This window comes from Capnocytophaga genosp. AHN8471, from assembly GCF_016806945.1.
Lineage (GTDB): Bacteria > Bacteroidota > Bacteroidia > Flavobacteriales > Flavobacteriaceae > Capnocytophaga > Capnocytophaga periodontitidis.
Window position 1 is genome coordinate 16,576 of the sequence record NZ_JAESPJ010000040.1, and the last position, 19,741, is coordinate 36,316.

At 39.9% G+C, this 19,741-nt stretch carries 14 protein-coding genes; 5 read left to right on the top strand and 9 right to left on the bottom strand.

The genetic code is table 11. From position 1 onward, the window contains the following. Positions 1–5 precede the first annotated feature (5 nt). The 5 genes from hemE to JMN12_RS14605 form a co-directional block, all read right to left on the bottom strand. Positions 6–1,028: a uroporphyrinogen decarboxylase gene (gene hemE, locus JMN12_RS14585; protein ID WP_203139994.1), complete on the bottom strand. Its 1,023-nt coding sequence runs from the start codon at positions 1,026–1,028 to the stop codon at positions 6–8. Positions 1,029–1,103: 75 nt separating this feature from the next. Continuing rightward, on the bottom strand, positions 1,104–1,853 hold the full coding sequence (gene tpiA, locus JMN12_RS14590) for a triose-phosphate isomerase (RefSeq protein WP_203139996.1): 750 nt from the start codon (positions 1,851–1,853) through the stop codon (positions 1,104–1,106). Between the two features lie 31 nt (positions 1,854–1,884). Next, positions 1,885–2,976 (bottom strand): redox-regulated ATPase YchF, encoded by a 1,092-nt coding sequence (gene ychF, locus JMN12_RS14595; RefSeq protein ID WP_009413663.1) that lies wholly within the window; start codon positions 2,974–2,976, stop codon positions 1,885–1,887. Between the two features lie 61 nt (positions 2,977–3,037). Continuing rightward, positions 3,038–4,429 (bottom strand): MATE family efflux transporter, encoded by a 1,392-nt coding sequence (locus JMN12_RS14600; RefSeq protein WP_203139998.1) that lies wholly within the window; start codon positions 4,427–4,429, stop codon positions 3,038–3,040. 81 nt (positions 4,430–4,510) lie between these two features. Further along, entirely contained in the window at positions 4,511–6,646 is a 2,136-nt protein-coding gene (locus JMN12_RS14605; RefSeq protein WP_088594171.1) for a S46 family peptidase, read from the bottom strand. Positions 6,647–6,951: 305 nt separating this feature from the next. On the opposite strand from JMN12_RS14605, the gene gldA reads away from it, so the two are divergent. Further along, complete coding sequence (gene gldA / locus JMN12_RS14610; RefSeq protein WP_203140000.1) at positions 6,952–7,851, top strand: gliding motility-associated ABC transporter ATP-binding subunit GldA; 900 nt, start codon at positions 6,952–6,954, stop codon at positions 7,849–7,851. 27 nt (positions 7,852–7,878) lie between these two features. Here the strand turns inward: gldA and JMN12_RS14615 are convergent, their stop codons facing one another. Next, on the bottom strand, positions 7,879–9,468 hold the full coding sequence (locus tag JMN12_RS14615) for a peptide chain release factor 3 (RefSeq protein WP_203140002.1): 1,590 nt from the start codon (positions 9,466–9,468) through the stop codon (positions 7,879–7,881). 177 nt (positions 9,469–9,645) lie between these two features. On the opposite strand from JMN12_RS14615, the gene JMN12_RS14620 reads away from it, so the two are divergent. The 4 genes from JMN12_RS14620 to JMN12_RS14635 all read left to right on the top strand — a co-directional run bounded on the left by JMN12_RS14620 (position 9,646) and on the right by JMN12_RS14635 (position 15,476). Further along, positions 9,646–10,104, top strand: a complete 459-nt coding sequence (locus tag JMN12_RS14620; RefSeq protein ID WP_203140004.1) for a hypothetical protein — start codon at positions 9,646–9,648, stop codon at positions 10,102–10,104. Between the two features lie 121 nt (positions 10,105–10,225). Continuing rightward, positions 10,226–11,671, top strand: coding sequence for an SWIM zinc finger domain-containing protein (locus JMN12_RS14625; protein WP_203140005.1), 1,446 nt, complete (start codon positions 10,226–10,228; stop codon positions 11,669–11,671). Positions 11,672–11,804: 133 nt separating this feature from the next. Continuing rightward, positions 11,805–13,634, top strand: a complete 1,830-nt coding sequence (locus tag JMN12_RS14630) for a HEAT repeat domain-containing protein (RefSeq protein ID WP_203140007.1) — start codon at positions 11,805–11,807, stop codon at positions 13,632–13,634. A 9-nt stretch (positions 13,635–13,643) separates the two neighbouring features. Next, positions 13,644–15,476 (top strand): HEAT repeat domain-containing protein, encoded by a 1,833-nt coding sequence (locus tag JMN12_RS14635; RefSeq protein ID WP_088594176.1) that lies wholly within the window; start codon positions 13,644–13,646, stop codon positions 15,474–15,476. 31 nt (positions 15,477–15,507) lie between these two features. Here the strand turns inward: JMN12_RS14635 and uvrA are convergent, their stop codons facing one another. The 3 genes from uvrA to JMN12_RS14650 form a co-directional block, all read right to left on the bottom strand. Then, entirely contained in the window at positions 15,508–18,345 is a 2,838-nt protein-coding gene (gene uvrA, locus JMN12_RS14640) for an excinuclease ABC subunit UvrA (protein ID WP_203140009.1), read from the bottom strand. Positions 18,346–18,437: 92 nt separating this feature from the next. Then, positions 18,438–19,409: a hypothetical protein gene (locus JMN12_RS14645; protein ID WP_088594178.1), complete on the bottom strand. Its 972-nt coding sequence runs from the start codon at positions 19,407–19,409 to the stop codon at positions 18,438–18,440. A gap of 46 nt (positions 19,410–19,455) precedes the next feature. Continuing rightward, positions 19,456–19,701, bottom strand: coding sequence for a hypothetical protein (locus JMN12_RS14650; RefSeq protein WP_088594179.1), 246 nt, complete (start codon positions 19,699–19,701; stop codon positions 19,456–19,458). Between the last annotated feature and the right edge of the window lie 40 nt (positions 19,702–19,741).

A 19,741-nucleotide genomic window follows, 5' to 3' on the forward strand; every position in this document is an offset into this window, starting at 1 on the left:
TTTTCTTAATGATATTCTTTTACAGCTTCTACAAAGGCGATAGCGTTTTCAACGGGGACATTAGGCAGGATGCCGTGTCCTAAGTTAGCGATGTAGTGGTCTTTGCCAAAAGCAGCGATCATTTCTTTTACTTTTTTCTTAATTTGAGCAGGAGGAGCGAGCAACTGTGAAGGGTCGAAGTTACCTTGTAGTACTTTATTGCCACCCGTGAGCTGACGTGCTGTTTTTGGAGCACAAGTCCAATCGACACCTAAAGCAGCGGCTTTAGAAGTAGCCATTTCGGGGAGGGCATACCAACAACCTTTAGCAAACACTATCACTTTGGTAAGCGGAGCAAGTGCTTCTACTATTTGGTTAAGGTATTGCCAAGAAAAAGTACGATAGTCGTCAGGGGCTAAAACGCCCCCCCAGCTATCGAACAATTGTACGGCATCGACACCTGTTTTTACTTTTTCTTTGAGGTAGAGAATGGTAGTATCGGTAATTTTTTGCAATAGTTGATGCGCTAACTCAGGTTGCGTGAAGCAAAACTCTTTGGCAGTAGCATAGTCGCGTGAACCAGCCCCTTCGACGGCATAACAGAGTATCGTCCAAGGAGATCCAGCAAAACCGATGAGAGGTACACGATTGTTGAGCATTTGTTTGGTAAGTTTGACAGCTTCTATCACATACCCCAAACGCTCTTGGATATTAGGAATTGTTACTTGCACTACATCCTTAGCAGTACGAATAGGGTTAGGCAACCAAGGTCCGACACCTTTCTTCATTTCAAAAGGTATGTTCATTGCTTGGGGTACTACCAATATATCGGAAAATAAGATAGCGGCATCTACACCTACTATATCGACAGGTTGTACGGTAATTTCGGCTGCCAACTCAGGGGTTTGGCAACGCGTGAAGAAGTCGTATTTGTCGCGTAAAGCTCTAAATTCAGGTAGATATCTGCCTGCTTGTCGCATCATCCATACGGGAGGACGTTGGGTAGTTTCGCCGTTGAGTACTCTAAGGAATAAGTCGTTTTGTAACATTTTTTAGATTGAAAGCAGTGAACTTTGTCAAAGTCCCAGAGAACTTTGACAAAGTTTGTGTATTAACAATAACAATTAAATACTTTTGATGATAGTAACAAAATCATCGGCTTTGAGGGCAGCGCCTCCGATGAGACCGCCATCAACGTCTTCTTTAGCGAAGATTTCTTTAGCATTATCAGGTTTTACGCTACCACCATACAAGATAGATACTTTATCAGCTACTTCTTTACCATATTTATCAGCGATAGTTTTGCGGATGAAGTGGTGGATTTCTTGCGCTTGTTCTGGGGTTGCAGTTTCGCCTGTACCAATTGCCCATACGGGTTCATAAGCCAATACGATGTGTTGCCAAGCCTCAGCAGGCAAGTGGAACAAGCCGTTTTTGATTTGGCTACCTACAACGTCGAAGTGTTTGTTAGCTTTACGATCGGCTAATTCTTCACCGATGCAGAATACTACACGCATATTGTGTTTGAGAGCAGTATCTACTTTTTTAGCCAAACTTTCGTCGGTTTCGTTGAAGTAAGCACGGCGTTCGGAGTGACCTAAAATAGTGGTTTTTACGCCAATACTATTCAACATTTCAGCTGAAATCTCACCAGTATAAGCACCGCTTTCGGCAAAGTGCATATTTTGGGCAATCACTTCGATTTTACTACCTTTAGCAGCGTCTACTGCTGGGATAAGGTTTACAAAGGTAGGGGCAATCATTACCTCGGCATCAGTTTGAGGTACTTTTTTCAATAGGTCGGAAATGAGGGCTAACGATTTGTTGAGGTTGTTGTTCATTTTCCAGTTACCTGCTACAATTTTTTTTCTCATATAATGAAATATTTATAATTAGCAATTTTGGTTATACGTTGAAGCGGAAGTGCATAATATCACCATCTTTTACAATATATTCTTTACCTTCGACGCGCATTTTTCCAGCTTCTTTTACTTTGGCTTCGCTGCCATAGGTGATGAAATCATCATAAGCAATTACTTCGGCGCGGATGAATCCTTTTTCGAAATCGGTATGGATAACGCCAGCAGCTTGAGGAGCCGTATCTCCTTTGTGGATTGTCCAAGCGCGTACTTCTTTTACTCCTGCGGTGAAGTAAGTTTGCAAGTTTAGCAAATGATAAGCTGCACGAATCAATTTAGAAGCGCCTGGCTCGTCTAATCCTATATCTTCCAAGAACATTTGGCGTTCCTCATAGCTTTCTAATTCGGTAATATCAGCTTCAGTAGCTACAGCTAAGACGATGATTTCGGCTTCTTCATTTTTCACCACTTCTCTTACACGTTCTACATAAGCATTACCATTTTTAGCTGATTTTTCATCGACATTACACACGTATAACACAGGTTTAGCAGTGAGCAATTGAAAGCTCTCTAATAATTCTTTTTCATCGTCGGCTACTTGTACAGCGCGGGCAGAAACGCCAGTGAGCAAAGCGTCTTTCACACGATTGAGCAAGTCCATTTCCTTAGCGGCTTTTTTATCGCCAGCTTTGGCAGCACGGGTTACTTTTTCGAGGCGTTTTTCGACAGTTTCGAGGTCTTTTAGTTGTAGTTCTATATCAATAGTTTCTTTATCGCGGATGGGGTCTACACTGCCATCGACGTGTACGATATTGTCGTTTTCAAAGCAGCGCAACACGTGGATAATAGCATTACACTCACGTATATTTCCTAAAAATTGGTTGCCTAAACCTTCACCTTTGCTCGCACCTTTTACAAGACCTGCGATGTCTACAATTTCTACGGTTGCAGGTAATACACGTTCAGGTTTTACAAGAGTTTCGAGTTTTTCTAAACGGGGATCGGGTACGTTTACTACCCCTAAATTAGGTTCTATAGTGCAAAACGGGAAGTTGGCACTTTGAGCTTTAGCATTTGATAAACAATTAAATAGAGTAGACTTTCCCACGTTGGGCAGTCCAACAATTCCTGCTTTCATATTCGTTTTTTAAATTAAAGAGCGTGCAAAGGTAATAATAATTTGTCAATTAGGCAATTTGTTAATTGGGTAATTTATGGCGGTTGACGATGAGTCGCAAGCTGATATGGTTGAACCTATACAAGAGGCATATAGCAACAGCAGTGAGTCCTGTGAGTAATCCTATCCAAATACCCATAGTACCTAAAGAAGTGTGAAGCCCTAAAAAACAAAGAATAGGGAAGGCAATGAGCCAATAGGCTATAAAGGTAATGACCATAGGAATTTTAGCATCTTGGACTCCACGCAATGCCCCAAGAGCTGTAACTTGTAATCCATCGGAGATTTGGAAAATAGCAGCAATCAATAATAGATTAGCAGCTTCGCTTATTACAGCTGCATTGGTAGCTGCTTTTTCGATATTGTCCATTTCCAAATACAATGAGGGTAACCAATCGCGTAATAAGGCTAAGAGTCCTGCAAAAAAGACTTGGGTACACAACACTAATAAGAATACAGAAAAGGCTACCCGACGTAAATTGACATAGTTTTTAGCTCCTAACTGATTGCCGACACGTATCATAGCTGTGATACCTAAGCCGTTAGCAACCATAAAAGTCATACTTGATAGGTTGAGAGCTATTTGGTTAGCTGAGAGTTGGTTTTCGCCCAATACACCGCTTATCCATATAGCAGCAGAGAAAATACCTGTTTCAAAAATCATCTGTAATCCTGTAGGTAGCCCGATGTTGCTTATTTTTCTTATCATTGGTTCAGTTATGTTTTTGAAACTGATATGAGTAACGTATTCTTTAGTTTTAGGTAAATACTTGAGCATATAATAGAGCATTATAGGCATTGCTATACGCGAAATGAGCGTTCCTACTCCAGCACCTAATACGCCTAATTTTGGGCAACCCCAATTGCCATAGATGAAGAGATAATTACCAAATATATTGATAAGGTTTGCCAATAAGGTAACATACATTGCATATTTGGTCATAGAAAGACCATCGGCGAATTGTTTGAAAGTGCTGAATACGCCTAAAGGTATCAATGAAAAGGCAACCAAATGAGTGTAGGGGACTGCTAAAGCGATTACATTTTCACTTTGTCCTGTGATTCTCATCACTGGTTCGACAAAGAACATCAGCAAGAAAAGTACCGTGCTGAGTATGATATTGAGCAGCATACTATGGTTGAGAATGGATTGCACGGTTTGTTTATCGCCAGCTTCATCATTCATTGCTACTAAGGAAGTAGTAGCCACCGAGAAGCCTATAGCGAAGGACATAGCGATAAAGATAGCGGTATTTCCCAAAGCAGCGGCACCGAGCTCGGTAATGCCTACTTTGCCTACCATTACATTATCGACAAAACCTACAAAGGTGTGCCCCAACATTCCTAAAATGACGGGGTAAGCAATCTTGAAGTTGTATTTAAATTCTTTTGTGTAGTTTGATAAGTTAGGCATAAGGGGTCAGGGATCAGGTATCAGGTGTCAGGGGATAGGGATTAACCTATCCTCTAACTCCTAATTTCTAATTTCTACTCTTTATTGTACTGTTTCAATTTCGTTGATGATGTTTTTAGCATTGGCATAAATATCAATTACCCAAAGTACATAGCGGATATCGACATTGATGGTGCGCTGTAGTTGTTTATCAAAAATTACATCGCCTGCCATTGCTTCGATATTACCATCGAAAGCGAGACCTATGAGTTCTCCTTTGCCATTCATCACGGGTGATCCAGAGTTACCGCCAGTAATGTCGTTGTTGGTAAGGAAGTTTACGTGCATAGAGCCATCTTTGTCTATATATCTACCAAACTCTTTCTTTTTATAAAGGTCGAGCATACGTTGAGACATATCGAACTCAGGGTCGCCTTTTTTGTATTTAGCCATTAAAGATTTGAAAGTGGTATAGTAGTTCTTTTTTACATCGGGGTTGCGTTTATCGGCAGCCAATGGACTTACTGTACCATAGGTAAGGCGCAAGGTGGAATTAGCATCAGGATACAAGATTGTGCTAATTTTAGAATCGCGCATTCCTTTTACGAACTTGCGGTACGCTTTGGCATAGCTGTCTTCTAAGTCTATAATCTCTTGAGAAGGTGAACGGAAGTCTTCGACAAGGGCTTCAGCGAGTTGCAATAAAGGGTCTTTTAAGAGTTCTTCTACATCGCGTTGTGTATTAGCTTGTAAGGCTTCTTTACTGCGGTAAATGCTACCTGCTAAGAGTTCATTGACATACTTGAGGAAGTTACCTTTGTATTTGGTTTTAACATCTTTTAGCAAAGCAGGTACATTATTCCCCTTGTTGGCATAGAGTTGCAACATATCAGCAAGGATTTCTTTTTCGACATTAGCGTTTATCTTATCGTAATTAGCAAGGATGTTGTCAATTCTGTTTTGCAAGTTGGTTTCGGGCATACCACCACGTTGGGCGGCAGCGACAGTGTTGATGTATAGGGAAGGTATTTTGATAAAGAAAGAAGCGCGGGACAAGATACTCACGTAGTTCTCATCGGCAGAGCGCAAGTTTGTCTTCTCAAAATATTTAGCCAAAGTGTTGAGCACTTCGCCGTATTCGGCTTTATTTTCGGTTTTGTTAGCCCATTTTCCAAAAATAGCTTCGGTTTTGCGTTTTTCAGCGGCTGTTTTATGGGCTGTAAGGGCATCAATCATACCTTGGCGGTTTTTCCAATAGTTGGCTAATTGAGAGTATAAAGAGGCGTATTGCAAACGTACGGCATCGTCTTTATCCATATAGCGTTTCATTGCATCCATTGCTGTTTTAGAGGCTTCGACCCAAGCAGGATAAGCATATTTTACTTTTTGATCTACCCAATAAGAGCTTTCCCAACGATTGGTGCGTCCAGGGTATCCCATAATCATCGCAAAGTCCTTATCTTGTACGCCTTTGAGGCTCACTTTAAGGTAACGTTTGGCTTTAAGAGGAATGTTGTTAGGAGAATAGTCGGCGGCATTTCCATCTTTATCAGTGTATACACGGAAGAGAGAGAAATCACCTGTTTGGCGAGGCCATTCCCAGTTGTCGGTATCACCACCGAATTTTCCGATGTTTTCAGGAGGGGTACCTACGAGGCGTACATCTTTGAAATCTTGATATACAAAGTAATAATATTCATTACCTTGGAAGAATGAACGCACAGAAACTACATATTTACCACCTTCGCTGTTTTCTTTTTGTATTTTAGACATTTCTTGGTTGAGAGCGGCTTCGCGTTCTTTTTCGCTCATTGAGGGAGTAACAGCTGCTAACATACGATCGGTTACATTGTCCATACGGACGAAGAAACGGACGAATGATTGTTTAGGGGAGAGTTCTTCGGCGTGAGAACGCGCCCAGAATCCGTTCTTTAAGTGGTTGCTTTCGGGGGTAGAAAGCTGGGCAATATTGCCATAACCACAGTGGTGGTTAGTGAGTACCAATCCATCTTTGGAGATGATACTCGCTGTACAACCTCCATTAAATTGTACGATAGCATCTTTGAGACTGTTGTTATTGATGCTATAAATTTCTTGCGCAGTGAGTTGTAATCCTAACTTCTGCATATCTCTTTGGTTGAGACGTTCGATGAACATCAAAAACCACATTCCTTCATCAGCTCTTGCTACGGGAGTGAGCAATAAGAAAGCTAATATTACAAGTGTTATTTTCTTCATAAAAAAGTGATATAATGATTTATTAGGGGGCAAAGGTACAAAATAATTAACAATTAACAAATGACAAATGACAATTGATATGGGAGCGGTGGGATAGCCCCCGAGCCCCCGAAGGGGGACAATCCGGAAAAGAGAGTGGTGGAAGTGGTGGGAGCGGTGGGAGCGGTGGGAGAAACTCGGAGGAACTGGGGGGAGGGTGAGCCGCACGGGCAGATGGTGGGAGTGATGGGAGAAATTAAAATATATTTAGAAATAATTTGTTAGAATAAAGAAATATTGTACTTTTGAGCCCAAAATAAAATGAAATGTCAGTAACAGTCAATCAATTAACAAAGAAATATGGACAGCAAACGGCTGTAAATGCTATTAGCTTTGAGCTCCAAAAGGGAGAAATTACCGGTTTTTTAGGTCCTAATGGAGCAGGGAAATCTACAACAATGAAGATGATCACGGGGGCTTTGATCCCTACCAGTGGCTCGGTTACTATTAACGGTATTGATATGCTTCAGCATCCTATTGAGGCACAGAAGACTATTGGCTATTTGCCTGAACATAATCCTCTGTATACCGAAATGTATGTGAGGGAATATTTGCGTTTCACCGCTGACTTATATTCCAACGTGCCTAAGAGTAGAGTGGAGGAGGTGATTGCCCTTACGGGACTCACACCAGAGAGCAATAAAAAGATAGAGGCACTCTCAAAAGGTTATCGCCAACGTGTGGGACTCGCTTCAGCTCTTATTCACGATCCTGAGATACTCATTCTTGATGAGCCAACAACAGGACTTGACCCAAATCAGTTGGTTGAGATACGGCATATTATTAAGGAGCTTGGCAAAGAGAAGACGGTTTTGCTTTCGTCGCATATTATGCAGGAAATTCAGGCGGTTGCGGATAGGGTAATCGTACTGCACCAAGGCAATATAGTGCTTGATAAGAAGATGAGTGAGCTGCAAGGCAAGGAACAAGTGATAGAGGTAGCGTTCGATTTCCGTGTAGAGGAACGCCTTTTACGCGCTTTGCCTAATGTGTCGGCAGCACAGAATGTATATGATTTCTTATATCAAATCACCTTTGACACTGAGGAAGATATGCGCCCTGTTGTGTTTGACTTTGCTAAGGAGAACGGATTGAAAATCCTCCAAATCAACCATAAACATAGAGACTTGGAGGAAACGTTTATTCAGGTAACAGGGGGTAGGTAATAGGTGTCAGGTGTCAGGGGTCAGGGGTTAGTACTCGGATGTGAAGTGTAGCTTCAGGTTCGGGTATTTTTGTTTTACCATCTCGATAGAGAATGCGGAGTCGGCGAGGAAGACTAATTGGTTCTGTTTGTCGCGTGCTAAGAACTTCTGTTTTACGCGTAGGAAATCGAGATATTCGGGGTCTTTAGGGTTTTCGGGCGCTTCTACCCAGCAGGCTTTGTAGATAGGAAAGTTTTCATAACTACACTTCGCTCCGTATTCGTGCTCCAATCGGTATTGAATGACCTCATATTGAAGCGCTCCTACCGTTCCGATGACCTTGCGACCATTGAAATCTAACTTGAAGAGCTGTGCTACCCCTTCGTCCATTAGCTGGTCGATGCCCTTTTCTAATTGTTTGGATTTCAGTGGATCGGCGTTGTTGATGTAACGGAAATGCTCTGGAGAGAAACTCGGTATTCCCTTGAAGTGTAGCATTTCGCCTTCGGTGAGTGTATCTCCTATTTTGAAATTTCCTGTATCGTGTAAGCCTACAATATCCCCTGCATAAGATATATCCACTACTTCTTTCTTTTCGGCAAAGAAAGCATTCGGGCTGGAGAACTTCAGCTTCTTGCCAAGGCGCGTGTGTAAATAGGGTTTGTTGCGTTCAAAAGTGCCTGAAACAATCTTTACAAAAGCCAAACGATCGCGGTGGTTAGGGTCCATATTGGCGTGAATCTTGAAGACGAAACCTGTGAAGGAGGGTTCATCGGGGTTTACGATGCGCTCTTCGCTGGCTTTGGGACGTGGTGAAGGGGCGATTTCGACAAAGCAATCGAGTAACTCACGTACGCCAAAATTGTTGAGTGCCGATCCAAAGAAAACGGGTTGCTGCTCTCCATTGAGGTAGGCTTCACGGTCGAATTTTGGATATACTTCATATACTAATTCCAAATCGGAACGAAGGTTTGCCGCAGAACATTCGGATATTATCTTCTCTAATTCAGGGCTATTGATGTCGTTGAAGGCGATAGTTTCTTCTATATTCTTTCGGCTGTCGCCAGAAAATAGGTTGATATTCTTCTCCCAAATGTTATAAATTCCTTTGAAATCATAGCCTATTCCGATGGGAAAACTCAGTGGTGTTACCTTTAAGCCGAGTTTTTGCTCTACTTCGTCTAAGAGGTCGAAGGCGTCTTTCCCTTCACGGTCTAACTTGTTGATGAAGACAATCATAGGGATGTTACGCATACGGCATACTTCGACGAGCTTTTCGGTTTGCTCTTCTACCCCTTTGGCGACGTCGATGACTACGATGACACTATCGACAGCGGTGAGAGTGCGGAAGGTGTCTTCGGCGAAATCCTTGTGACCAGGGGTGTCTAAGATGTTTATTTTATGTTCTTTATAATTGAAAGCGAGTACTGAAGTAGCAACGGAAATTCCGCGTTGGCGTTCAATTTCCATAAAGTCGGAGGTAGCTCCTTTTTTTATTTTATTTGATTTTACGGCGCCGGCTTCTTGTATAGCCCCTCCGAAGAGTAGAAGTTTTTCGGTGAGGGTAGTTTTTCCGGCATCGGGGTGAGATATGATGCCAAAGGTACGGCGCTTTTGTATTTCTTGTTGTAAAGGCATAGTGTTTATTTGTCGATTTGTATATTAGCTGATTTGTAAATTGGGGGCAAAGGTACAAAATATTTATAAATAGAAAATAAGAAAAAGAGTGAATTTATTGGTAATTTAAGGGTGAAATTTTGTAATTGAAGATTTTATTATATTTTTGTACACTTTTTTTAAGTAATAAGTTACATTATGAATAAGGTAAAGATTTTATTATTACTATGTATTGGTGGTCTTTTAGGCTGTCAATGGTTTGGTAGTCAGGAGGCTAAGGGAGCTGCAGCTGCTGTTGATTCACTTGTTGTGAAAGATACTTCGGCTTATATCAGTTTAGAAGAAGCTGAGGATAGAGTGCTTGCTTTGCCTTTGGCTAAACGAGTGGCTAAGTATATAGAGACGATTTCGGATGGAAAGAGGGGTATTAGTTATTTTTCGGATACTGCTGCTATTGACGGTGAAGAGTTTTATGAGATAAGGATAGGGTATGATAGTTCTATTAGGTTTGAAACGTATTATATTCTTTATGTAAATAGGAATAATGGCAATGATATCCGGATTATAGAGCCTGTTTCAGGCGATATTATTCCCATTTCAGCCTTTAAGGACGATAAGAAATTTGATGAAGTACCTGAAGAACATACAGCTTTATAGGAAGAATCACACTTTGGATGGTTGATTGATATTAGATAGAGTTCAAAAGAGTAATACTTGCTTTTTAGATTGTTTTTAGTATCTTTGCGCTTTAAAGTATATAAAAATCACAATATAAAATATGATAGAAGTAACGCAACAGAAGATTGAAGAGCTTGCCCCCAATGCTGAGGCGGCTAAAAAAGGGCGTGAGTTGGTGAAGAAAAACAAATTCAGCAACTTAAAAATCAACGCAGAAAAGAACCTTATATGGGGTGAATGCGCAGGGAGTGGGAAGAATCCTTACTACTGTTCAGCTGATTATATAGACCCTAATAACCCTGTATTCCGCTGTAACTGTCCGAGTCGTCAGTTTCCGTGTAAACACTCTGTGGGTTTGCTTTACTGTTTTGAAGCGAATGCAGGTCAGTTTACCGAAGGAGAAGTACCTGAGGACATTCTCTCTAAACGTGAGAAGATAGAGAAGAAACAAGAGAAAAAAGCCCAAGAAAAGGAATCTATCAAAGAGAAAGCCGAGAAGCCTAAGAAGGTGAATAAGGCGGCTTTCACTAAGAAGGTTGATGCCCAGCTCACTGGTATCGAAACTGCCCAAAAGCTGTTGCGCGATATGGTGAATACGGGGCTTTCATCAGTGGATGCTAAAATGCGTGCGACTCTCAAAACACAGATAAAAGACTTAGGAAACTACTACATAGGAGGTATTCAAACGGCTTTCAACAATCTGTTGCTTTCTATTGAGGAGGTAAAGAATGAGGAATATACTGCGGTGGTAGACAACTTAAACTATCTTTCAGCTTTGCTTAAAAAAGCGACTGACTACCTCAAGGCGCGCAAGGAAGACCCTGAAGGATCGCCTGAACTGTCTTCAGCAATTGAAGAGCAAATAGGCTATGTGTGGAAACTCGTTGAGTTAATGCAATATGGGCAATATGAAGAGAATGCTTCTTTAGTACAATTGTCATTCAACAGTTATGACAACGAGGCGCGCAAAGAGTATGTAGATGAGGGTGTATGGCTCAATCTCAAAACGGGTAAAATCTATAAAACGTTGAACTATCGTCCTTATAAAGCTGCGAAGTATATTAAAGAAGACAATAGTGTGTTCAGTGTGTTGCAACTAAAAGACCTTTACATCTATCCTGGAGATACCAATCCGCGTATTCGTTGGGAGGCTGATGGAGCTTCAGAGCGTGGGCTAACACAAGCTGACCTTGCAACAGTGAAAGGTTTTGCTTCGGGGCAATTTGCCGAGATGATAAAGGCTGTAAAGAACACTATTAAGAATCCGCTAATGGATAAACACCCTGTAGTGCTTTTGGCGTTACATGAGGCTTATAGAGTAGGGGAGGATTTGGTAGTAGAAGATGCTAATGGTTTTGCTATCACCCTAAGAGATATTGAGGAAGGCGCTGTATCACCAACGGGCAATCTGAAGTCGTTTTTGCCAGCGAATGCCGAGGGGCTTTCCCTTGTGGTAATGATGCACAACGATGTAGCCAGTGGATTGCTATCAGCGCAACCACTTTCACTTATCACAGCAGAGAAAGTAATTAGACTACTCTACTAATACTAAATTATACGATAGCTAAAAAGCCCCCGTTCCCCAAAAGGGGACAATCCGCAAAAGCAAGTATTTATTAGCAAATAATTATTTTAATGCGGACTTTGGGTTAATTGTTAATTATCAATTGTCAATTATTATGAAGCCTTTATACGATTTACAACAAGAACTGAACCGCTTGTTTATAGCGGGAAGTAAGCTTGCTAAGAACGACCCACGCCTACAGAAGCACATCCCTATACTGAAAAAGTTAGGCGAAAAAGCTCCTGTATTCAATAAATTAGCCCAAGAAGTAGAAGCTTTGCTACAAGTAGAGAGCACACAAGCTGCCGAAAAACTATTGAGTGTTTCTACTTTACTCTATTCAGTGCTCTATACTCAAGGCGTTACTGTAGAGACAGAGGCTACAAAAGAAAGCCAAATCCCTACAATACAATTGGCGAATGTGAATACTACCTATTCCTATTTACAGCTGAAACCTGTACTACAAGCCCTTACCCAAAGCAACTCTGGCCGTTTGGAAATATTGCAAGATGCCTTTGAACGCAAGGTATTTGACGATTCACGCACTTATGGGTACTTGAGTTATGCTTTAGCTGACAAGTATTCAGAGCTCACTTATTACGTTGAAAACACTATTATTCCTGCTTGTGGAAAAGCGATGCTCCCTTTCCTCATTGCCGACTTCCGTTTAGAAGACAAAAATGAGAATGTACGCCGATTACGCTTGTTACACCAATTAGGATATGCAGAAATAGGCACCTTAGTAGACAAAATATTTAGTGAAAATCTCCCCAATCTGCAAGCAGAAGCTATTAATATTATAGCAGACAAGAAGGATGAACAAACCGAAGCATTTATCATCAGTTTGACGGGTGATAAGAACAAAGCAGTACGAGGAGCAGCATATAGTGCCTTAGCAAAACTCGGTACGCAACGCAGTATTGATAAGCTCTACGAATTGTACAACACCAACAAGCAGAAAGGCAATGCAGAGCTCTTGGCAGAAGCTATCGCCAAAGTAGCTGCTCCTGAGTATTTCCTGCCATTTGTGGAGAAAATACAAGAGCGTTATCAGCAGTTATTAACCATAGATGATTCAGATGAGAAAGCGCTTAGCGCAGCTTTTGAACGCTTTGTTATTGATATAGATATTTTGGCAAATAAGGATTGTGAGGGAGTGTATACACTCTTTGCGGAGATGTTGCAGAACAAAGAGTTTAATGCACGACGCAAGAAAGTATTCAAGAATACGTATGACCCTACCGCTACCAATATGATGGGGGTATTAAATACCTTGAACAGCGATAAAGTGCTCGCCTTTTATGATACCCATAAGCAACTTCTCACCTATACCAATGGCTATAGCGATATGTGGATTAACTATTTCTGTAGTGCTTTCAAGAATAAGAACTACAGCAAAGAAAAGCTCTTTGAGGTATTCAGTTCTCAATTGGGAAAATCAGCTGCTACAGATAATATTTTAGAGGCTTTTAGCGGTATTGCAGGAGCTTATGCTTATAATGCTCGCAAAGAATCGGAAGTGAGAGTAGATAGGTTAGACCCTCGCTGGGTGACTACTCTGTACTCTTTCATCAACAGTCTTAAGAAGCTCAACAACAATTATACCTATAGAGCACTCTTTGTACTTGATGCTTTAGAAGGAACCAGTCAAAGATTAGATGATTTACTCTTGAAAGCTCTGTCTCAATCGTATTCAGATGATATGATATGGTTGTTTCACTTGGTATTAAAGCGCAATTTGCCTAATAAGTTTGAGCTGATTTATCATACCTTAGAGAGAGTAAAATCAGGTAATTCTTATTACTATCTTTACTATCTTTCTAATGCAGATTTCTGGAATCAGTTTCCTAAGGAATATGTAGAAAAGTTTAGAGCTTTGGCAAAGAAGAACAAGCTAAATGTATTTGAAGACATAGCAGATGAGATTGAGAAATCAGTTAAATAGCAGATTAAAATGAAACCCTTATACGATTTACAACAAGAACTGAATCGCTTGTTTATAGCGGGAAGTAAGTTTGCGAAGAATGACCCACGCCTACAGAAGCACGTTCCTATACTGAAAAAGTTAGGCGAAAAAGCTCCTGTATTCAATAAGTTAGCCCAAGAAGTAGAATCTTTGCTACAAGTAGAAAGCACACAAGCTGCCGAAAAGTTATTGAATGTCGCTACTTTGCTCTATTCAGTACTCTACACACAAGGTGTTACTGTAGAGGCTGAAGCCGAAAAGAGCGAGCAGGTTCCCACTATCGCTTTAGCAGATGTGAATACTACCTATTCTTATTTACAGCTGAAACGTGTGTTACAAGCTCTTACTGAGAGCAAGTCGGGACGCTTAGAGGTGCTTAAAGATGCTTTTGAACGCAAGCTGTTTGACGATTCGCGGACTTATGGTTACTTGAGTTATGCTTTAGCAGATAAATACACCGAACTTGCCGATTATGTAGAGGAAACTATTATCCCTACTTGTGGGAAAGCAATGCTCCCCTTTCTTTTATTAGACTTTCGTTTGGAGGACAAAACAGAACACATACGCCGATTGCGTTTGCTACACCAATTAGGTTATGAAGGAATAGATGTTTTGGTAGATAAAATATTTGCTGAAAACCTGCCTAACCTACAAGCTGAAGCAGTCATTATACTTTCAGACAAGAAAGATGAAAAAACAGAAGACTTTATCATCAGTTTGGCAAGTGATAAGAATAAAGTGGTACGAGGAGCAGCTTATAAAGCATTAGCCAAACTCGGTACGCAACGCAGTATTGACAAACTTTACGAATTGTACAGCAACAACAAACAGAAAGGAAATGCGGAACTCTTAGCAAATGCTATTGCTACAGTTCCGCTACCCTCGCACTATCAGTCGTTTGTTCAAAAAGTGCGTGAATACTTTGAAGCATTACTTGCAATGGATGACTCTGACGAGAAAGCCGTAGTAGCAGCTTTTGAACGTTTGCCTATAGAGTTGGAAGTGTTGAAATATAAAGATTACCCTGAGACTTATGCACTTTTGGGAGAAATGTTTGGTAATAAACTCTTCAATGTGATGGCTAAGAAGCGTTCGGTTACTAACTATCATATTATACCGCGTCTTGTAGATGTATTAGATACATTTAAACAAGAGAAAATCATATCTTTTTATGAACAATACACTGATACATTAGTACATAGTGATTGGGCATATCCTCTTTTCACTGATTATTTTTATCGTATTCTTAACGGAGAAGCCGAATATAGCAAAGAGAAAATCTATGAGATTTTTGCTCCTCAATTTGGAAAGGTACTTGCTCATTATGATGCTATAGAAGGATTAGCAGGGACTAAAGGGGGATATGCCGTAGGTTTTTTCTATAAAAAATTACGTCCTATTACACCTGATAAAATAGACTCACGTTGGGCTGATTTATTCTATAATTATCTGTTAAGCCTTAAGAAATGCGATGATAATTACAGTTTAGAAGCTCTTAAAGTTCTTTCTAATTTAGAAGAAAATAGTTCTCGTCTTAACAAACTTATTTTGGAAATACTTCCTAAAGCATCTATTTATAAGAAAGAAATTCTGTACTACCTTATTGCGAAAAGCAATATACCTAACAAGTTTGAAGTGCTATATGAGTCGATAGCAAAGATACCTAAAGGATACCACTATTATTATAATAACATAATAGAAGATGAAAACTTTTGGAAGTCTTTTCCTAAAGAATACGCTAAGAAGTTCCGCGAATTATACGAAAAAACAAAGAACGATTTGTTTGAAAATATAGCGGATCAAATAGAAAAATCTTTATAAAGAAGAGGCGTGCTTTAACAGCACGCCCTTTTTATTTTAGGTACTCGGCAGTGAAACTCTTCTTGTTTTTAGCCACTTCTTCAGGAGTACCAAAGGCTATTACTTCGCCACCTGCTTTACCCCCATCGTGCCCTATATCTATGATATAATCTACTTTTCTGATAACATCGAGGTTGTGCTCTATCACCAGAACAGTATTGCCCTTATCTACTAAACGGTCGAGTACTTCGAGGAGTACTTTCACATCTTCGAAATGGAGTCCTGTGGTGGGTTCATCTAATATATAAAAAGTATTGCCCGTGTCTATTTTAGAAAGCTCTGTAGCTAACTTCACTCGTTGGGCTTCTCCTCCTGAAAGGGTAGTAGATTGTTGCCCTAAAGTGATGTAGCCTAAACCTACCTCTTCAATAGTTTTTAGTTTGCGGTATATTTTAGGGATAGGTTCAAAGAATTTTACTGCTTCACTTATGGTCATATCCAGCACATCGGCAATAGATTTCCCTTTGTATCTCACTTCAAGCGTCTCGCGGTTGAAGCGTTTTCCTTTACAAGTTTCGCAAGGCACATACACATCGGGTAGGAAGTTCATTTCAATCACCTTTAAGCCTGAGCCTTCGCAGGTTTCGCATCTACCGCCTTTCACGTTGAAACTAAATCTACCTGGTTTGTAGCCACGTATTTGTGCTTCGGGTACTTGGGTGAAGAGGTTGCGTATCTCACTGAAAACACCTGTGTAGGTAGCGGGATTTGAACGTGGTGTACGCCCAATAGGTGACTGGTCGATATCGATTACCTTATCAATATGTTCTAAGCCTTCAATACTTTTGTAAGGCATCGGTTTTTTTACGCCATTAAAGAAGTGAGCGTTTAAGATAGGGTACAGAGTCTCGTTAATAAGCGTTGATTTTCCACTTCCCGATACACCTGTTACCCCTATCATTACCCCTAAGGGGAACTTTACGGTTATGTTCTTCAAGTTGTTGCCCGTACAGCCTTTTAAGATGATTTCTTTGCCGTTGCCTTTGCGCCTTTGGGCGGGTATTTCAATCTTCTTTCTCCCACTCATATAGTCGGCGGTGATGGTATTTGCTTTTAGCAACTCTTTAGGCGTTCCTTGAAAGATGATATCCCCTCCATTTACGCCCGCTTTAGGTCCTATATCCACTACATAATCGGCTTCTTGTATCATCTCTTCATCGTGTTCTACCACAATTACTGAGTTGCCAATATCTCTGAGCGATTTCAGCGAGTTGATAAGCCGTTTGTTATCTCGCTGATGCAAACCAATGCTAGGTTCATCGAGTATATAGAGTACCCCTGTGAGTTGAGAACCTATCTGTGTTGCCAGTCTGATACGCTGAGCTTCTCCTCCAGACAATGATTTAGAACTTCTGTTAAGAACTAAATAAGTAAGCCCTACGTCTATGAGGAATTGGAGTCGGGTGGTGATCTCTTTGATAATTTCTTCTGCTATTTTGCGTTGTTTGGTAGAGAGATGCTCAGGTAGAGATCTGAACCACGCCAATAAATCTGCAATATCTAAGGCTGATAGTTCAGCTATATTTTTATCAGCTATTTTAAAGTAAAGCGCCTCTTTACGCAAGCGAGTGCCGTGACATTCCTCGCAAGGAATAGTATCCATAAACTCTTCAGCCCAGCGCTTGATAGCTGCCATATCGGCATTTTCGTGCTGGCTTTTGATGAAGTTGATGATACCTTCAAAATCAATTTCAAAATTGCGCGTAATGCCTAATACATCCGATTTGATAGCGTATTTATCTTTACCACCATAGAGAATAATATCCATTGCTTCTTTAGGAAGCGTTTCAATAGGGTCGGAGAGTTTATGACCGAACTTTTGTACAATGAGCTCTAATTGTTTGAATATCCAAGTATTCTTTTGCTCTCCTACAGCTGTAATCCCGCCGTTCTTGATAGAGATAGAAGGATCAGAGATAATCTTGGAGAGGTTGATTTCTTGCACTTCACCCAACCCATTGCAGTGCGGGCACATTCCTTTAGGAGAATTGAATGAGAAGGTATTAGGTTCAGGAAGAGGATATGAGATGCCCGAAGAAGGACACATCAAATGTCGGCTGAAATAGTGAGCTTTTTTTTGGTCGTGTTCTAAAACCATTAGCACATCGTCGCCGTAGTTCATTGCAATTTTGATACTTTCTTGTAGGCGTTTTTGGGTGTCGTCAGTATCATCAATTAGCATACGGTCGATCACAATTTCAATATCGTGTGTTTTGTAACGGTCGAGCTTCATACCTTTTTCAATATCACGAATTTCGCCATCGGTACGCACCTTTACAAATCCTTGTTTGGCAATCTGCTCAAAGAGCTCGCGGTAATGTCCTTTTCTCGATTGAACCACGGGCGCTAATAGGTTAATGCGTTTGCCTTTGTATTCCTTAGTAATGAGTTCCTGAATTTGGCTATCGGTATAACTTACCATCTTTTCGCCTGTAGCATAGCTATAAGCATCGGAAGCACGGGCAAAAAGCAGGCGCAAGAAGTCGTAGATTTCGGTGATAGTACCCACTGTAGAGCGCGGTGATTTGGAGGTAGTTTTCTGTTCGATAGCAATCACAGGCGAGAGTCCGTCGATTTTATCTACATCGGGGCGCTCTAATCCACCGAGAAACTGGCGAGCATAAGCCGAGAAAGTCTCGATATAACGGCGTTGTCCTTCGGCATAAATAGTATCAAAAGCCAATGAAGACTTGCCACTACCAGAAAGCCCAGTGAAGACAACAAGTTTTTCGCGGGGAATGGAAAGGTCTATATTTTTGAGGTTATGCACCCTTGCGCCTTGAACATCAAGGTTTTCTACAGGGGTGATATTTGTAGTTTTCTTCTTCATTTTGAAATGATGATATTATCGAGGGGCAAAAGTACGGAAAAAATTGGTATAATAAGTATTTTGACAAAAACAAAGGTTTCTCTAAGGTAGGGTTAAAGAATTGTTTTAGCTAAAGAAGGCTGTTTATATATCCAATTATGAGTATTAGCAAATGTTATGAATTTGTCATTTTCTTTTGCATTTTTAAATGTTATATAAGCTACTTTTAAATTAGGAAGTTCCTTTAATCTATAAAAATCTTCAGCTTTAAGTTTCTCTAAATCTGTAATCATCAGATATTTTAGTTGCTTTAATTCAAAAAGAGCTTCTATATTCTCAAGATTCTTTAAATGAACACATTCGAGATGAAATATATTTTCTTTATTTTTAAAAGAAGCAAGCCTTGTAATATGAGGCATATACCTCAATCGCACATCAGAAACCACAGGTAACGAAGCAATATTTTCTATACTAACATCTTTACAGTTCTGTAAAGAAATATATTCTATATTAGCAAATTTCTCAGCAATCAAATCACTATGGATAAACTTACTATCAACAGTAAGTTCTTTAATAGGTAAATTATTGAGTTTAGAAAAATCTATTTCTCGAGCGCTCAAATGCTCCAGCTTTTCAAATGTATTGAGTACAGCGTATTGTTTTATAGTCAATCCAGTATATAAACTTAAAGATGATAAGTTTTTAAACTTAGCCAAAGGAACTAAGGATATACCTTTTTTTACATTATTATATATTGTAAATTCTTCTAAATCATCAATATGCGATAGCTCTGATAAATCCTCTATAAAGCCATTGAATACAATTATTTTTAGTTTCTTTACATTGGTTAAATAGCGTAGTTGTATTAAATTCTCCTGATTCATCTCTGTACTTTTATTTAAAGACAACCAAAGTTTTTTATTGTACTTCTTTAAATAGGAATTAATAGAAGACAAAAGTTCTTCATCACCTAATAGGTTACTAATATACAGATGTTCAGCATTTTTTATAGCTTCCTCTAAATTAGCAGTGTTATTTAGTTCATTGATATTCAATCTCTGATTGTAATGGGTTGTATTTTGCATATTTATGTTTGTTTTGTTTTATACTATGTACAAAATATTCTTTGTTTCAAACACGATCATATTCTATAGCATCTAATAGGTCAGCTATTTTATCAGCTTTATCGCGAGATTCATCATCGTTATTCTCACCTTCTTCATAATACTTCACAAATAAATGTCGCAATGTTGCTTTTATTTCTTTATCAGAAATATTTTCACTCCTTGCTAAAAGTACTAAATCTATCATTAGTAGAGATGATTTAGGCTCTTCTTTTAGACTTAAGGCTTTTTCAAATTCTTCTTCTAATAACATAATCAATTAAGGTTTAAGAATGAGCCTGTCCGAAAAGTTT

What these genes read in the sequence shown, in the direction of transcription:
- hemE (WP_203139994.1), bottom strand. Translation starts at nt 1,028, where the DNA reads ATGTTACAAAACGACTTATTCCTTAGAGTACTCAACGGCGAAACTACC.
- tpiA (WP_203139996.1), bottom strand. Translation starts at nt 1,853, where the DNA reads ATGAGAAAAAAAATTGTAGCAGGTAACTGGAAAATGAACAACAACCTC.
- ychF (WP_009413663.1), bottom strand. Translation starts at nt 2,976, where the DNA reads ATGAAAGCAGGAATTGTTGGACTGCCCAACGTGGGAAAGTCTACTCTA.
- JMN12_RS14600 (WP_203139998.1), bottom strand. Translation starts at nt 4,429, where the DNA reads ATGCCTAACTTATCAAACTACACAAAAGAATTTAAATACAACTTCAAG.
- JMN12_RS14605 (WP_088594171.1), bottom strand. Translation starts at nt 6,646, where the DNA reads ATGAAGAAAATAACACTTGTAATATTAGCTTTCTTATTGCTCACTCCC.
- gldA (WP_203140000.1), top strand. Translation starts at nt 6,952, where the DNA reads ATGTCAGTAACAGTCAATCAATTAACAAAGAAATATGGACAGCAAACG.
- JMN12_RS14615 (WP_203140002.1), bottom strand. Translation starts at nt 9,468, where the DNA reads ATGCCTTTACAACAAGAAATACAAAAGCGCCGTACCTTTGGCATCATA.
- JMN12_RS14620 (WP_203140004.1), top strand. Translation starts at nt 9,646, where the DNA reads ATGAATAAGGTAAAGATTTTATTATTACTATGTATTGGTGGTCTTTTA.
- JMN12_RS14625 (WP_203140005.1), top strand. Translation starts at nt 10,226, where the DNA reads ATGATAGAAGTAACGCAACAGAAGATTGAAGAGCTTGCCCCCAATGCT.
- JMN12_RS14630 (WP_203140007.1), top strand. Translation starts at nt 11,805, where the DNA reads ATGAAGCCTTTATACGATTTACAACAAGAACTGAACCGCTTGTTTATA.
- JMN12_RS14635 (WP_088594176.1), top strand. Translation starts at nt 13,644, where the DNA reads ATGAAACCCTTATACGATTTACAACAAGAACTGAATCGCTTGTTTATA.
- uvrA (WP_203140009.1), bottom strand. Translation starts at nt 18,345, where the DNA reads ATGAAGAAGAAAACTACAAATATCACCCCTGTAGAAAACCTTGATGTT.
- JMN12_RS14645 (WP_088594178.1), bottom strand. Translation starts at nt 19,409, where the DNA reads ATGCAAAATACAACCCATTACAATCAGAGATTGAATATCAATGAACTA.
- JMN12_RS14650 (WP_088594179.1), bottom strand. Translation starts at nt 19,701, where the DNA reads ATGTTATTAGAAGAAGAATTTGAAAAAGCCTTAAGTCTAAAAGAAGAG.